Below are 14,391 nucleotides of genomic sequence, written 5' to 3' on the forward strand. Positions count from 1 at the left end.
AGGTGTTAAGCATTTATAATTTCAGTATTAAAAATTACTTCACTAGCTATAGTTTTATGCACAGGGCAGCGCGATGCAATTTCTTTTAAGCGCTGTTTTTGGGAGTCATCTAAATTTCCAATAAACTTTAACTTTTTATTAATATGATCTAAATAACCTGGTTTTTCTATATCTAATTCTAATGCGTCACTATGTTTTCTAGAATGTGAGACATATACAAACACTTCTTGTAAATCCCATTGTTTGCGTTGCGCATACATTTTTAATGTCATTACTGTACAAGCTGCTAATCCAGCATTTAAATACTCATAAGGCGATGGCCCAAAATCATCTCCTCCAATTGATGCAGGTTCATCTGCTATCATACTATGATTTTTAGTTTGAATTGACGTTGTAAAATTGTCTTCAACTAAATTTAAATGACCAACTAATTGTTCGCCATGGGTTTCTAACATATCATTTTCTTGTTGCGGAAAATAGCGCTGTACCCAAGTACCAATTACATTTCCAGCATAATTACTATCGTTAGAATTAGACAACAAGTGATCTGCGTTATCTAAGGTTACAAAACTTTTTGGATGATGTGCATTCACATACAACTGTTCTGCATTTTTAATACCGACAATGGTATCTGTTGGAGAATGCATTATTAACAGCGGTTTTCGTAAGTTTTTTACAACTGAAGGCAAATCGGTTTTATCAAAATCTGAAACAAATTCAGGGTTTATTTTAAATGGTCGCCCACCAATATTTACTTCGGTTAATTCGCCCTCTCTTATGGAGTCGATATCATGCGAAAACAAATGCTTAACATGGCTTACCGTAGCTGGTGCACCAATTGTTGCAACAGCTTTTATGTTTTCTAGTTTTGAAGCGGCACTAATTACAGCTGCGCCACCAAGCGAATGACCTACAATTAATTCTGGCGCTTTATAATTGTTCGTCATAAAATTGCTTACAGCAATTAAATCTTCAACGTTTCCTGAAAAATGACTTTCGGTAAATTCGCCTTCGCTTTTCCCTAAACCTGTAAAATCAAATCGTACCACACCAAACCCATAATTGGTTAGTGCCCGACTAATATTTTTTACAGCACTTAACGAACTTGTACAGGTAAAACAATGTGCAAAAATGGCATATCGACTAGGTTTTTGGTTTGCTGGAAGCTCTAAATAAGCTTGTAATTTAAGTCCTTTTTTATTTTGAATATTGAGTTTCGTGCTTCTCATTTGTTCTTAAATGATTTAATTTTTCTTGATTTGTATAAACTGAAAATTGTTTTAATAAAAGCTTCAATTTTGGATTGATAAACGCTTTACAAAAAGGTTTATTTGGGTTCTTTTGATAATAGTTTTGAATGGCTTCACGTGAGACTTTAAATTCTGAAAAAGGAAATACTTTAGTTATAATCTTATCATCAAAATCTTTTTGAAGGTTTTTAATTATCTCTTTAGATTCATATTCTTGTTCCTTAGAAAAGGAATATATAGCTGAACGGTATTTTTCTCTCATAGAGTGATTACTTGTGCTTTTATGGGTATGCAAATGAATCTCTATTAATGCTTTTAATGTAATTTCTTTAGGGTTAAAATGAACGATTACTGCTTCTGAAAATGTATTATTTTCATCAATTGAAGCGACGTATCCTTGTTCTACTTTTTCAACACCCTTTAAAGATTGAAACACAGCTTCGGTACACCAATGGCAACCACCACCAAACCCTATTTTAGTTTTTCTATCCATTTGTTTAACTCTAAATCTGATGGATTTCTCAATTTTTTCGTTCCAATAGTAATTGTTGGAAAATTAAGCTTTCTGTTTTTATAAAGACCACGCAGTAGTATTGCGTGGTCTTTATTTTCTTCAACATCCAGAAATATATAATCTAAATGGCGCGTTTCAAAAAACGCTTTATAATGTTGTGTTTTGTGGCATCTTTCGGTGCCATAAAGTTTAATTTTTGTTGCCATTTATTTCAATGTTTTTAAAAACTCAATAGCCGCATCTGGATTTAAGTGAAAATCACTAAACACAACATTGTCATGTTTATCAATAAAAATAAACCATGGTGTGCCTCCAGTTTTATAGTTTGCCATTATGTTAGAATGTGATTTATCATCATTTCCAGCATCATGACCAAATGGTATTTTTAAATTATATTGTTTTTGAGTTTCAACCATCTTTTCAAAAGTATTTACATCATGACCTTCAAAAACGGTTTGAATTGCTAAAAAGGTAATGTTTTCGCTTTCTTTTAAAGCATTAACCATTTTCTTTAAATCTGGCAACCCTTTGCTATGGCAACCTGGGCACCAATGCTGAAAACAATACACAATTTTAAATTGTCCTTTAAAATCTGTAAGTTTTATGGCTTCCGTTTTATTCCCATTAGCATCTACCCAATGCTTCACATTAAATTCTGGAGCTTTAAAAACTTGTGTTTGTTCTGCTTTATTTGACATTATTTTGACTTTCTATTTGGTTTGAATTTACATTGTCAACTTCGAGTGATTTTTCAAAAAAAAATTATATCGAGAAGTAATTATTAAATGTTCTCGATACGATTTCGAAATTTCGAAATCACTCGAACTGACACCATTTTTAGTTATTTTAATTTATCAGCATGTAGTTTTCTCAGTTTTGCCAACTTAGGTGTAATTACAAAACTACAATAGCCTTGCGTTTGATTATTTTTATAATAATCTTGGTGCTCTTTTTCTGCTTCATAAAACACATCTAAAGGAGAAATTTCTGTAACAATTGGGTTTTCATAATAAGGTGTTATTTCTTTTGAAACAAGTTCAGCAATTTCCTTTTGCAAATCGTTATGATAATAAATTACCGAACGATATTGTGTGCCTACATCTGCACCTTGTCGATTCAAAGTTGTTGGATCGTGAGTGGTCATGAAAATCACTAAAACATCTTCATACGAAATGATATTAGCATCAAAAGTTACTTGTACTACCTCGGCATGCCCAGTTAAACCTGAGCAAATCTCTCTGTATGTTGGATGCCCTGGAGCGTTTCCACCAGAATACCCAGAAACTACTTTTTCTACACCTTTTACTTCTTGAAACACAGCTTCTGTACACCAAAAACAGCCACCACCAAATGTGGCTAATTGTAGGTTTTTAGTTGTCATTTGAAATCTCCTTTTCTAGTTGCATCGATTCTGAATTAATACAATAACGCAATCCGCTTGGTTCTGGTCCATCAGGAAATACGTGCCCTAAATGGGCATCGCAAGTATTACACATCACCTCAACGCGCACCATTCCAAAAGCCGTATCTCTTTCATACTTAATAGCGTTTTCTTTTATAGGTTGCGTAAAACTAGGCCAACCTGTACCAGAACTAAATTTAATTGTAGAATCGAACAAAGGTGTATTGCAACACACACAATTATACTTGCCTGCATCGTGAGCACTACAAAGCGCGCCACTATGTGGTCGTTCAGTACCTTTTTGTCTTGTAATTCTAAATTGCTCTGGAGTTAATTGAGCTTGCCATTGGGCTTCTGATTTTTCAACTCGCTTATCTGGAGTTGGATTTCCTTTTACGGAAAAGTTGATGACTTCTTTCCAAGTTAGCATACTTTTTGTCCTTTCTTTCTGTTAATTATTATTGTTTTAATTAGGTCAGAAACAACCTCATTATTGAAGTTAATAAGAATAATCTTATCTTAAGTTATTCGGTTTCTTTTCTAGTTAATAATATGCTTTTTTTAACTTAAAAGTAGTCGAAAAAACGTTTAAAAACTTACAGTTTTACAAAAACGACAAAAGCACATCAATAACTATAAGTATTGATGTGCTTTTTTTATACTCATGAAGGTATAATTTAATTGAAAGTTTTGCTTAATTTTTTCCAATTTTTATTCGCTCCAGCAACAAGTTTGTCATGGTTTTTTTCATTCAACCATAATTGTTGAGCATCTAAATTAAGATCATATAAAAACAAGAAATACTTTCCGCCTTTTACAATAAACTTATTAGGATCTGGTCTAAATTTTGCTCCAGCATAAATTCCAAAAGCACAAAACCCACCATATTGCGGTTTGTACTTATTTGGGTTTTTATCAAACGTAGTTTTTTGTTCTGCTGATGTAAAATAATATGTTATTTTTTCATGTACAGATTTAAATTCTTTTAAGCCTTTTTGAGCAATTCCTAAATCTAAATATGACACTGGACTGTAGCCTTGTAAATGTATTGTACTATTATCTACATTATTTGCCATTCTATCTTGAGCTAATGTTATTGAGCTTACTACTAGAGCAACTACTAAAGTGATTGATTTAATTATATTTTTCATTTTATTTCTGTTGTTTTAATTATTAATCTTTTTATTATTTATTACTGTGCATTGAAGTATTCTTCTTGAATAACTTTTCCGTCATTATTCCATTTACGACGAATAATCTCGTGCCAGTAAATTTTAGTATCGTCTTTCATGTTAAAATCGAAAGTAAACTCTGAAGCAGATACATTTCCGTCTACAATGGTATGATGTAAAGTGATACCATTTACAGCAGCAATTGCTCCAGCAAAGCCTTCCATTTTTTCAATCATTTGCGCTTTATTGGTTGTTGCTAAACCATTATAATCTGAAGTAGTTGCATTATCTGCAAAAAATTCTTTTACAGCATCTACAATTGCACCTTGAGCTACGATGTTGTCCATTTTTGTTGCTTGTTCTTTAATATTCATGTTTTCTATTTTTAGTGATTAAACAAATTGTGTTATGTAATTACACTGCAAATATCTACATGTAAGAGACTAAAAAACGTACAAAAAAAACGCTAAGAATTGTACTTTTTATTTTTTGAATGCAGAAGGTGAAACACCAACATGATTTGTGAAGAATGAAGAAAAATGGTTAGCTTCTTCAAAACCTAAAGCAAAAGCAACTTCTTTAACAGGTTCATCTTCTGCTAACATGGTTTTGGCAGATTGAATGATTTGCGAACGAATTAATTGCCCTAGAGAATTATTCATTTTATGCTTTACTTTTTTAGATAAAGCTTTAACACTCACATTCATTTTATCAGCATAAAACCCAAGTGAATGTTCTTCTTTATGAAATAGATTGATAAGCTCAATTAAATCTTGAGAAAATGCATCTCTATTTTCATAATCAAACGCATCTCTAAATTGTTTTGGCGTTTGACCGACACTATTTTTAAAAACGCGATTAAAATATGCAGGATCTTTATAACCTTGATCGTAAGCAATTTCTTGAATACTTTTATTTGTAAATGCAACTTCCTTTTTATTTTCAGCTAACAGCTTATTATGTATCAGTTTGTTTATGGTAATCCCTAACTTATCTTTCACTAAATGCTGAACATTATTATTAGATGATGATAAATGATGAATTAAAGTCGTTGTGTTTATTTTATTTGTGTATTCTTTATCAATAACGTCTTTAACATCAAAAATAAGTTGGTATTCATCTTTATTTGCATGAAATGGATTTTGCCAAAACCATTGTTCTGTAGATACATCAATAAGATTACTCATGTTATCATTAAACACACCGCTTTTTAAGAAACTCTTACAATCTTTGCATTGGTTAAAGTTTATATAGCCTAACGAAATAAGGTGTTTAAATAGCACACGAACATCTTTAGATTTAAAAATGATATCATCAGGGAAATCAATAAAACGGACTACAAAATCATCAGACAAGAATTTTATATACTGTCCTTTTTCTAAAAAGATAGCTTTGTCTTTCCAATTGTTATAGCTATTAAAATCTACTTGAATACTACCGGTACCATTAAGTATATGAACCAAGGTATACTTGTTAATAAAATAAACTTTATTGATTTCGGCTTTTATCTTATGTACCATATAGAGTTGCAAAGCTATAATACAATAGTTGAAAATATTAAAGCTTCCTTACAATTTGATTTGCAATTGAGCGTTTGAAAGAAATGTCAAAATTTACGACATAAGATAATGTTAATTAAAGTTTAGTATTTTTACTAAATAAACTACAATACAATATGGATACACTTATTGCTAAGACCGAAAGTTATGTTGTTAATTTCTTAAATGAAAACCTAGACAAATCTTTTATTTATCATAATCTAGCACATACAAAACGTGTTGTAGAAAAAGCTCAAGAACTTGCTGATGGAGAACAGATAGAGCCTTCTCAAAAAGACCTTTTAATTTTAGCTTCTTGGTTTCATGATGTTGGTTTTGCACAAAACCTAAAAAAACATGAAACACATAGTGTTGCTATTGCCAAAGATTTTTTAAAATCTCAAAATCAATCTGAAGCTGATATTAAAACAGTTTCAGATTTAATTATGGCAACTCAAATGGGTCATGAGCCCCAAAATATTTTAGAAAAAATTATTCAAGATGCAGATTGCTCTCATATTGGCAGCAAAAATTTTAGTGATTTAACCGAACTACTTCGCAAAGAATGGGAATTAACTTGCGATAAAACATTAACTGAGTCTGAATGGTTAAAAGAAAATATTGATTTTTTATCTAATCATCATCGATTCTATACAGATTTTGCTTCATCTAATTGGGAAAAAACAAAAGGCAAAAACTTAGCTCGATTATTAAAATCTCAAAAAAAGCTGACTCAAGACTCTATTAAATTAAAGCAAAAAAAAGAAGAATTAGCTTTTAAAAAAACCAAAGTAGAATTACCAGAACGTGGCATAGAAACCATGTTTAGAGTAGCTTTAAGAAACCACATAACCCTAAGTGATATTGCCGATACTAAAGCTAATATTTTATTATCTGTAAACGCAATTATTATATCGTTGGTGCTTTCTAATTTAGTATCAAAGCTAGATAATCCATCAAACGATTATTTAATATGGCCTACTGTTATTTTTACATTATTTACTGTAGCATCTATTGTGCTTTCAGTTTTGGCAACACGACCAAACGTAACTCAAGGAAAATTTAACAAACAAGATGTAGCAGATAAAAAAGTAAATCTTCTATTTTTTGGGAATTTTCATAAAATGAACCTTGACGAGTTTGAATGGGCAATGCACGAAATGATGAAAGATAGAGATTACCTTTATGGCTCTTTAACTAAAGATTTATACTTTTTAGGGTTAGTATTAAACAGAAAATATAATTTACTTCGCTTAACTTATACTGTTTTTATGATTGGTATTGTTATTAGTGTATTATCCTTTGCTGTAGCTTTTTATTTGCAGAGTCTTTAATTACTTAAACTCTTCCATCAATTCATCTATAGTCATTGAAGATTTTTCACAAAAATTATCTTTATAAATCACTTCAACTCGTAACGCTTTTAAACCAGAAACACCTTGTAAGTCTTCAAGTATTAACTCTTCTAGCTTACCTAAACAACCTTTAGATTGAAGGTACTTAATATACTTTCTATATTCTCGTGCATCTTTATCTTGAGAATAGACAATAGCTATTTTTCCAGGTACTGTTAATCGCTCGTCTGTGTTTTTAATATGTGCTTTATCTATTCGTTTTTTAATAATCTCGTAACGAATATTATAAGCACCATCTACATCAAATTGCTTTTCATCCATACGAAATTTAATAGCCATAGGATTACTATGCACTAAAATTAAAGAGGCTACTTGTAAATCATGTTCCAATTGCTTTCTGGTATTAAAAGCCACTTGTTCCATTTCGTAAGTATTCTGTAATTGCCAAAGGCGAAGATTGTATAAATACAAATCGTCAAAGGTTTTGTTTTTAACCAAAGACTGACCTATATACATATTGTATTCTACACCATCCGTTTTATAGCGTTCAAAATAATGAGGAAACATAGCTTGCGCTTCTTCTTGTTTCTTGTCAATAAAGTTTGCTAATTTTTCATTAAGCAACATAACACTATATTCATAAGCTTTACGTTTTTCATAAACCACATGAAGATCTTTATCTAGTCTATTCATATAGACTTCTACCAATTCCTTTAGTTCATTATTTATCACTTTTATATGGCTAAATACAGGGTAAATGTCACGTTTAAGAAAATCTAAAATTCCAATTTCATCACCAGCTTTAAGCCCTTCTTTTACGTCGACTATATATTCTTCTACTCTGAACATTAACTCTTTGTAAATTGGCAATTTTTCAGTCTGACAAGCTTCTTTAAGCACCTTAATTGCTAAGGTTAACTGTGTTGTTAAATCTTCTTTTATTGCTGTATTTCTAGCTAAAGAGGAGCCTTTAATATCACTTTGCCCAAATAAAGGATACACGTCGTTAAAGACGATATCATCTATTTGCGGATTCTCCTCTTTGTTATATAAATCTGTTTGGTATTTTTCTGCTGCTTCATAAAAACGCCATTTAACTGTAGGATGAATAGATGTATAATGTTCTTGAATTGTTGCTTCAAGCGTGTTTAAATACTCTTCAGAACTTCGCTCAACAGCAGCTTCAAATACAGGAATAATATCTACTAACTTTTGTTGGTTTACTGAGTTAAGCTCATAAGGTCTAGGAGATGCAATTTCTAAAAGTGCTAAATCATTATGTTTAGAAGCTTTAATAGGAATTAAGATAATGCTACCAATACCTTTCTCTTTTAAACGCTTATAAAACGTATTGTGTCCAGAAGATTCACCATAAGCATCGACATTAGATATCGCTACAGGTTCTATTTTATTAAATACTTTATCTATAATATGTAAACAAAAAAACGTTCTGCAAGACACCATTTGTTCATTATCTAATATTAAACTTTCAGATTTTTTAATTCTTGTAGACTCTAAACTTTTATTTGCGATTTCAAAAAGTGAAAACCCTAGTTTTAAATCACTAATTCTATAAAATTCACTTAAGCTTAAACGTAATTTTTGTACGATGCTACCATCATCTTTTTTAAGAAGGTCTGAACGAATTTCTGAAATAGTTTGATCCTGAGTAACATCAAATAAGTTCATAATTCCAAACCCTTTCAAGACATAACTGTTTGGCGGAAACTTTTCTTTCCAAATATCGATATTGTGAAAATTGTCTAACAATAATTTAATATCTTCATCTGTAATTTCTGGTGCAGCATCTGTTTTAACAATATCCATAAAATCACCATTAAGCGCAACACGATAATGATGTGTGATACCGTTATTTTTATTTGGAAAATCAAAGAAAAATGGACGTTTAAAGTCAATTGGCTTGTTATAAACTGACATTAAAATTATGGTACAAGCTGCAATATACATTTGGCTTTCTTCCATGTTTCTAACCTTAAAATCAAAGTCCTTGCCTGCATTTTCTAAAATAGATTCAAAACGTTTAGAAAATTTAAACGATGTAAAAGAAAATGGTACGCTAGCTGCTTTTATCTCATTATCTGTTAAGATTTCAGGAAACAATCCTTCTAGCATTAAATCTATCTGATCGGCATATTTATCTAATAATGAAAAATCATCAAAGCCTTCTACCAGTTCTGGAAATTGCCCTAAATATTCTGATACTTGTTTAGCAGACTTATGGTAAGGATGATTTACATCTTCAGCATATTTTTTATAAAAATCGAATACCTTTGCAAAACTTACAAAAAGCTGCATTGGTAATTCTGGTGTTTTATGTTTAGAATGAATAATTTTCATTTTGTCGCTTCTGTAATTCATAAAGATACAAATTGTAGATTTAGTCGTAAAATATATGACGAGTTAACACGCGTTTTGTTACAGAAATTAATAGTGTAATTATAGTTAAAACCAATGTATCTCTTATATAAACAAGAAAAGCTTCTCAAAATTGAGAAGCTTTTTTAAGTACAGGCGGCGAGACTCGAACTCGCACACCTCGCGGCACTAGATCCTAAGTCTAGCGTGTCTACCAATTCCACCACGCCTGCATTAACCTAAGTTTTGGGGTGCAAATATAAACAATAGTTTCAATATTCAAATAACTTTAAATAAGAAAAAAGTTCTTTTCAATTTTGTATTTTTGGATCAAATACAATTCACTCCATGAAAAACACAAAATCATACATTGATCAGCATAAAAATCGTTTTTTAAACGAATTAATTGAGCTTCTTAAAATTCCATCTGTAAGCGCAGATTCTACTTATAAAAATGATGTTTTAAAAACAGCCGAAGTGGTAAAAGACAGCTTAAAAGCTGCTGGCTGTGACACTGTAGAAATTTGTAAGACAGAAGGTTTTCCAATTGTTTATGGCGAAAAAATTATTGATTCTAATTTACCAACCGTATTAGTATATGGTCATTATGATGTGCAACCTGCAGATCCTATTGAATTGTGGGATTCACCACCTTACGAACCCATTATAAAAACTACAGACATACATCCTGAAGGTGCTATTTTTGCTCGTGGTGCTTGCGATGATAAAGGTCAAATGTACATGCATGTTAAAGCCTTAGAGTTTATGACATCTACAAACCAATTGCCTTGTAATGTAAAATTTATGATTGAAGGCGAAGAAGAAGTTGGTAGCGTGAGTCTTTCAAAATTTGTTGAAGAGAATCACGAAAAACTAAAAAACGATGTTATTCTTATTTCTGACACGGGAATGATTGCTAAAGACGTACCATCAATCACAACTGGTTTACGTGGTTTAAGCTACGTTGAAGTAGAAGTTACTGGACCAAATAGAGATTTACATTCAGGATTATATGGAGGCGCAGTTGCAAACCCAATAAATATTTTAACCAAAATGATTGCTTCTCTTCATGATGAAAATAATCATATCACCATTCCTGGTTTTTATGATAGAGTTGAAGAGCTTTCTAAAGATGAAAGAGCGCAAATGGCAAAGGCTCCTTTTTCAATAGAAGCATATCAAAAAGCTATAGATATCGATTCGGTTTATGGAGAAGAAGGTTATACTACAAATGAGCGAAATTCAATACGTCCAACTTTAGATGTTAATGGTATTTGGGGTGGATATATTGGTGAAGGTGCTAAAACTGTAATTGCTAGTAAAGCTTATGCTAAAATTTCAATGCGTTTGGTACCAAATCAAGATTGGGAAGATATTACACAATTGTTTAAAACACATTTTGAAAACATAGCTCCAAAAGGTGTGAGAGTAAAAGTAACGCCTCATCATGGTGGGCAAGGTTACGTTACACCTATAGATAGTATTGGTTATCAAGCTGCTTCTAAAGCTTATGAAGATACTTTTGGAAAAACACCTATTCCGCAACGTAGTGGTGGAAGTATTCCAATTGTATCTCTTTTTGAAAAAGAATTAAAAAGTAAAACTATTTTAATGGGCTTTGGTTTAAATAGCGATGCAATACATTCTCCAAACGAACATTTTGGAGTTTGGAATTACTTAAAAGGCATTGAAACTATTCCGTTATTTTACAAGTACTTTACTGAACTTAAAAAGTAAGCTATTCTTTAATAACCTTATACGTTCTGGATTTTTGAGATGTAGAAATATTTAAAAAATAAACACCTTTAGCTAAGTGATTTACATCTAAAGACGTTTTCTTTTTATCAGATTGTTCTTGTAATATTAATTTACCAGACACATCATATAAATTATAAGAGAAGTTAGCTTTAAAAGCTATTTCAATATTAAGCTTGTTTTTTACAGGATTAGGATAGATAGTGATTTCTGTTTGAGAAAACGTATCTAAATTTAATGTATCAAATAGTATACACTCACTACGTTCTGTACACGTACCTGAAGTTATCTCAACAGCATAATTTCCATTTACCGTAGGCATAAATGATTGATTAACAGCTCCAGATATTGCAGTATCTGTATCACAGTTTATCCATTGGTATAAACCACTTGTCTCGTTTGAGGTTAGCGTAGTTATTGTTTGTGTAACCGTATTATCAATAGCAATCAAACCAGCTTTAGTTACCATATAGCCCATAATTAGCTTAGCCATTTCGTGATAATAAGGTAAGTTAAAATTACTTATACGATCATCCATAGAATGATATTCGTTATTTTCGTCACCTTCAGACCAAGCTTCTCCAACTAAAACAGCAGGAAATCCCCTATTCCAAAAACTAGAATGATCACTTAATTCTGTACCTGGATTAATAATATTTATATTAAGATCAAATGTGTAAGTATTAAACACACTAACAATATCGTTAGACATAGCTAAAGAAGCAGCATCATTTTGATGAATATCAATATCTATACTCTTATCTCCATCACCATCATATGCCATCATATCAATATTTAAAACACCTAAAATGTTATCGCCATTTGTTACAGCTTCAATAGCATAAGCACGAGAACCATTTAAGCCATTTTCTTCTTCATCCCAAAGTGCATAAACTATAGTATTGTCTAAGCATTGCGTAGATAATATTCTAGCTATTTCTATTATAGTAGCTGTTCCGCTTGCATTATCATCTGCACAATAATCTGCTACAGTATCATAATGTGCACAAATAATATAAATATTATTGGGATTAGTTTTACCTATTTGAGTTGCAATTATATTACGTCCATTACCATCAAATTGTTGGGCAGTTACTGTAATATTATCTAATTGATTAAAACGTTGCACCAAATAATCGGCTGCTAAATTATTATTAGCTTGTTGCCTATTTATTATGGTTTCCGTCATTCCATTTACAACAACAGATTGTTCGCCAGAAAATTCATTTACAGTTAATACTAAAGCATCTAAATTTACTTGATTGATTATATCTTGAATAGTTTGTCCATAAGAGTTTATAGCAAACACAAGGAAACATAATATGGTGATTTTAAGGTTTTTCATTTGGGTAAAAACAGTACATTTTAAACCAAATATACTTCATTTTAATGATTTTAGAATATAGTAATTATAGGAAACTAAAAATGTAGCATCTAAGCTATCAGAAATGCATTAAACAAAACTCGTCAAAAAGCTAAAACTACTTCTGGTCATTCAATCTAAATTTTAGAGATTTTAATGTAACAAATTATCAAGTTTTGCGTTCTAATAGACATCCATCAATCAAAATCGAACGCTTTATGTTAAAAAAATTCTTCATCATCTGTTCTGGTTCAGACACAGATATTCTAAACGACTGCTCTATTGGTGAGCAAAACAAATATGCTGGCATTGGAGCCACAGTTTTTTTTACTGCTGTAATGGCATTTATTGCAGCTAGCTACGCTCTATACACAGTATTTGATAATTACTTTACAGCTATAGCTTTTGGCTTTGTTTGGGGTCTTCTTATCTTTAATCTAGACCGCTTTATTGTATCTACAATTAAAAAGAGAAATAGCATTATAGATGAATTGATACAAGCTTCACCAAGAATTATATTAGCAGTAATTATTGCTGTTGTCATCTCTAAACCATTAGAGTTGAAAATCTTTGAAAAAGAAATTAACCAAGTTTTATTAGAACAAAAAAATGACTTAACACTTGCAAATCAAAATCAAATAGCACAGCAATTTTCTCCAAATATTGAAGGTTTAAAAAATGAAATCACAATACTTCAAAATGAAATTAATACCAAAGAAACAGAAGTCAACACACTTTATGACACTTATATATCTGAAGCCGAAGGTACAGCAGGCACAAAATTATTAGGAAAAGGCCCTGTTTACAAAGAAAAAAGAGACAAGCATGATGCAGCACTTTTAGAGTTACAACAACTAAAAACGGATAACAAAACTAAAATTGCTCAAATTGAAACTCAAATAGCACAATTAAAAACAAACTACAACACACAAGTTATAACAACGCAGCCAATAATTGATGGTTTCGATGGTTTAATGGCTCGTGTGAACGCATTAGGAACACTACCTTGGTTACCATCATTTTTTATATTCTTATTGTTTTTGGCTATTGAAACATCTCCAATATTTGCAAAATTATTATCACCTAAAGGTGAGTACGATTTTAAATTAGAAGATACTGAAACTGCAGTTAAAACTTGGGTAGACCAAAAAGTATACGAACGTCAAGTTTTGTTGCAAACAGATAGAACGCTTAATAATAAGATATATAACGATATTGCCGAAGAAGATGAATTATATAACTACAAAAGAAAAAAAGCAAGAGAGCTCATGCAATTACAAGCAGACGCTTTCTTTAAACATCAAAAAAATGCCTTGTAATTTTTTTAAGCAGCAGCTTCTTCAGATTTAAAATGCTGATACAAATCTTTACAACCCATACCAATAATTGATAAGCGTTTATTTTTGATTAAAGATTCGTTATGTAATTGCGCTAAAGCGTTTACACCGTAACGATCTATGCTATCTAAAGCTTCTATACTTATAGTTATTGCTTCAGCATTTTCAAAAACATGTTTAAATTCACTTTTAAATTGATGAACATTGTTTCGATTTAAATCACCTTTAATCTTAAAATAGTTGTTGTAATTTGTAATTTCTAGTCTCATAATACATAGCATTTGGTTAACAATACATTTAGGGCTACTAATCGCTTGAATGCTAGATAA

15 protein-coding genes and 1 tRNA gene are annotated in these 14,391 nt (G+C 31.0%); 3 read left to right on the forward strand and 13 right to left on the reverse strand.

Annotation, left to right across the window (positions count from 1 at the left end):
* Positions 1–5 precede the first annotated feature (5 nt).
* The 9 genes from BXY80_RS02580 to BXY80_RS02620 form a co-directional block, all read right to left on the reverse strand.
* Entirely contained in the window at positions 6–1,229 is a 1,224-nt protein-coding gene (locus BXY80_RS02580; protein ID WP_120199648.1) for a bifunctional alpha/beta hydrolase/OsmC family protein, read from the reverse strand.
* On the reverse strand, positions 1,198–1,743 hold the full coding sequence (locus BXY80_RS02585) for a peptide-methionine (S)-S-oxide reductase (protein ID WP_120199649.1): 546 nt from the start codon (positions 1,741–1,743) through the stop codon (positions 1,198–1,200). Before BXY80_RS02585 ends, BXY80_RS02580 begins: the two co-directional genes overlap by 32 nt.
* A complete protein-coding gene (locus BXY80_RS02590; RefSeq protein ID WP_120199650.1) occupies positions 1,722–1,970 on the reverse strand; it encodes a glutaredoxin family protein in 249 nt (82 codons plus the stop codon). The genes BXY80_RS02585 and BXY80_RS02590 overlap by 22 nt, the downstream gene beginning before the upstream one ends.
* On the reverse strand, positions 1,971–2,462 hold the full coding sequence (locus tag BXY80_RS02595) for a peroxiredoxin family protein (protein ID WP_120199651.1): 492 nt from the start codon (positions 2,460–2,462) through the stop codon (positions 1,971–1,973).
* Between the two features lie 143 nt (positions 2,463–2,605).
* The gene (gene msrA / locus BXY80_RS02600) at positions 2,606–3,145 is read right to left on the reverse strand and encodes a peptide-methionine (S)-S-oxide reductase MsrA (RefSeq protein WP_120199652.1); all 540 of its coding nucleotides are present in this window, start codon (positions 3,143–3,145) and stop codon (positions 2,606–2,608) included.
* Positions 3,135–3,596, reverse strand: coding sequence for a peptide-methionine (R)-S-oxide reductase MsrB (msrB, locus tag BXY80_RS02605; protein ID WP_120199653.1), 462 nt, complete (start codon positions 3,594–3,596; stop codon positions 3,135–3,137). The genes msrA and msrB overlap by 11 nt, the downstream gene beginning before the upstream one ends.
* A gap of 247 nt (positions 3,597–3,843) precedes the next feature.
* On the reverse strand, positions 3,844–4,317 hold the full coding sequence (locus BXY80_RS02610; protein WP_120199654.1) for a YHS domain-containing (seleno)protein: 474 nt from the start codon (positions 4,315–4,317) through the stop codon (positions 3,844–3,846).
* A 41-nt stretch (positions 4,318–4,358) separates the two neighbouring features.
* The gene (locus BXY80_RS02615; protein ID WP_120199655.1) at positions 4,359–4,712 is read right to left on the reverse strand and encodes a nuclear transport factor 2-like protein; all 354 of its coding nucleotides are present in this window, start codon (positions 4,710–4,712) and stop codon (positions 4,359–4,361) included.
* Positions 4,713–4,820: 108 nt separating this feature from the next.
* The gene (locus BXY80_RS02620; protein WP_120199656.1) at positions 4,821–5,858 is read right to left on the reverse strand and encodes a helix-turn-helix transcriptional regulator; all 1,038 of its coding nucleotides are present in this window, start codon (positions 5,856–5,858) and stop codon (positions 4,821–4,823) included.
* Between the two features lie 155 nt (positions 5,859–6,013).
* Between BXY80_RS02620 and BXY80_RS02625 the strand changes: the two genes are divergently transcribed.
* Positions 6,014–7,210 carry a Pycsar system effector family protein gene (locus BXY80_RS02625; protein ID WP_120199657.1) on the forward strand — a complete coding sequence of 399 codons (1,197 nt, stop codon included), beginning with the start codon at positions 6,014–6,016 and terminating at the stop codon, positions 7,208–7,210.
* Here the strand turns inward: BXY80_RS02625 and BXY80_RS02630 are convergent, their stop codons facing one another.
* Both BXY80_RS02630 and BXY80_RS02635 read right to left on the reverse strand, forming a co-directional pair.
* Positions 7,211–9,610 carry a GAF domain-containing protein gene (locus BXY80_RS02630; RefSeq protein WP_245977147.1) on the reverse strand — a complete coding sequence of 800 codons (2,400 nt, stop codon included), beginning with the start codon at positions 9,608–9,610 and terminating at the stop codon, positions 7,211–7,213.
* Between the two features lie 148 nt (positions 9,611–9,758).
* Positions 9,759–9,840 (reverse strand) — tRNA-Leu (locus BXY80_RS02635).
* Between the two features lie 115 nt (positions 9,841–9,955).
* Between BXY80_RS02635 and BXY80_RS02640 the strand changes: the two genes are divergently transcribed.
* A complete protein-coding gene (locus BXY80_RS02640) occupies positions 9,956–11,344 on the forward strand; it encodes a dipeptidase (protein ID WP_120199658.1) in 1,389 nt (462 codons plus the stop codon).
* A 1-nt stretch (position 11,345) separates the two neighbouring features.
* Here BXY80_RS02640 and BXY80_RS02645 read toward each other — a convergent pair whose 3' ends face one another.
* Complete coding sequence (locus BXY80_RS02645; RefSeq protein WP_120199659.1) at positions 11,346–12,707, reverse strand: M28 family peptidase; 1,362 nt, start codon at positions 12,705–12,707, stop codon at positions 11,346–11,348.
* Positions 12,708–12,943: 236 nt separating this feature from the next.
* Here BXY80_RS02645 and BXY80_RS02650 point away from each other — a divergent pair, with 236 nt between their 5' ends.
* On the forward strand, positions 12,944–14,044 hold the full coding sequence (locus BXY80_RS02650) for a DUF4407 domain-containing protein (protein ID WP_120200334.1): 1,101 nt from the start codon (positions 12,944–12,946) through the stop codon (positions 14,042–14,044).
* 5 nt (positions 14,045–14,049) lie between these two features.
* Here BXY80_RS02650 and BXY80_RS02655 read toward each other — a convergent pair whose 3' ends face one another.
* On the reverse strand, positions 14,050–14,331 hold the full coding sequence (locus BXY80_RS02655; protein WP_120199660.1) for an STAS domain-containing protein: 282 nt from the start codon (positions 14,329–14,331) through the stop codon (positions 14,050–14,052).
* Between the last annotated feature and the right edge of the window lie 60 nt (positions 14,332–14,391).

Origin of the sequence: Ichthyenterobacterium magnum (assembly GCF_003610635.1) — a bacterium.
GTDB classification, from domain to species: domain Bacteria; phylum Bacteroidota; class Bacteroidia; order Flavobacteriales; family Flavobacteriaceae; genus Ichthyenterobacterium; species Ichthyenterobacterium magnum.

Bases quoted from the DNA above. Each gene is read 5' to 3' on its own strand.
- BXY80_RS02610 (WP_120199654.1), bottom strand. From the start codon at position 4,317: ATGAAAAATATAATTAAATCAATCACTTTAGTAGTTGCTCTAGTAGTA.
- BXY80_RS02645 (WP_120199659.1), bottom strand. From the start codon at position 12,707: ATGAAAAACCTTAAAATCACCATATTATGTTTCCTTGTGTTTGCTATA.
- BXY80_RS02625 (WP_120199657.1), top strand. From the start codon at position 6,014: ATGGATACACTTATTGCTAAGACCGAAAGTTATGTTGTTAATTTCTTA.
- BXY80_RS02590 (WP_120199650.1), bottom strand. From the start codon at position 1,970: ATGGCAACAAAAATTAAACTTTATGGCACCGAAAGATGCCACAAAACA.
- BXY80_RS02650 (WP_120200334.1), top strand. From the start codon at position 12,944: ATGTTAAAAAAATTCTTCATCATCTGTTCTGGTTCAGACACAGATATT.
- BXY80_RS02585 (WP_120199649.1), bottom strand. From the start codon at position 1,743: ATGGATAGAAAAACTAAAATAGGGTTTGGTGGTGGTTGCCATTGGTGT.
- BXY80_RS02655 (WP_120199660.1), bottom strand. From the start codon at position 14,331: ATGAGACTAGAAATTACAAATTACAACAACTATTTTAAGATTAAAGGT.
- BXY80_RS02630 (WP_245977147.1), bottom strand. From the start codon at position 9,610: ATGAATTACAGAAGCGACAAAATGAAAATTATTCATTCTAAACATAAA.
- BXY80_RS02620 (WP_120199656.1), bottom strand. From the start codon at position 5,858: ATGGTACATAAGATAAAAGCCGAAATCAATAAAGTTTATTTTATTAAC.
- BXY80_RS02640 (WP_120199658.1), top strand. From the start codon at position 9,956: ATGAAAAACACAAAATCATACATTGATCAGCATAAAAATCGTTTTTTA.
- msrB (WP_120199653.1), bottom strand. From the start codon at position 3,596: ATGCTAACTTGGAAAGAAGTCATCAACTTTTCCGTAAAAGGAAATCCA.
- msrA (WP_120199652.1), bottom strand. From the start codon at position 3,145: ATGACAACTAAAAACCTACAATTAGCCACATTTGGTGGTGGCTGTTTT.
- BXY80_RS02595 (WP_120199651.1), bottom strand. From the start codon at position 2,462: ATGTCAAATAAAGCAGAACAAACACAAGTTTTTAAAGCTCCAGAATTT.
- BXY80_RS02580 (WP_120199648.1), bottom strand. From the start codon at position 1,229: ATGAGAAGCACGAAACTCAATATTCAAAATAAAAAAGGACTTAAATTA.
- BXY80_RS02615 (WP_120199655.1), bottom strand. From the start codon at position 4,712: ATGAATATTAAAGAACAAGCAACAAAAATGGACAACATCGTAGCTCAA.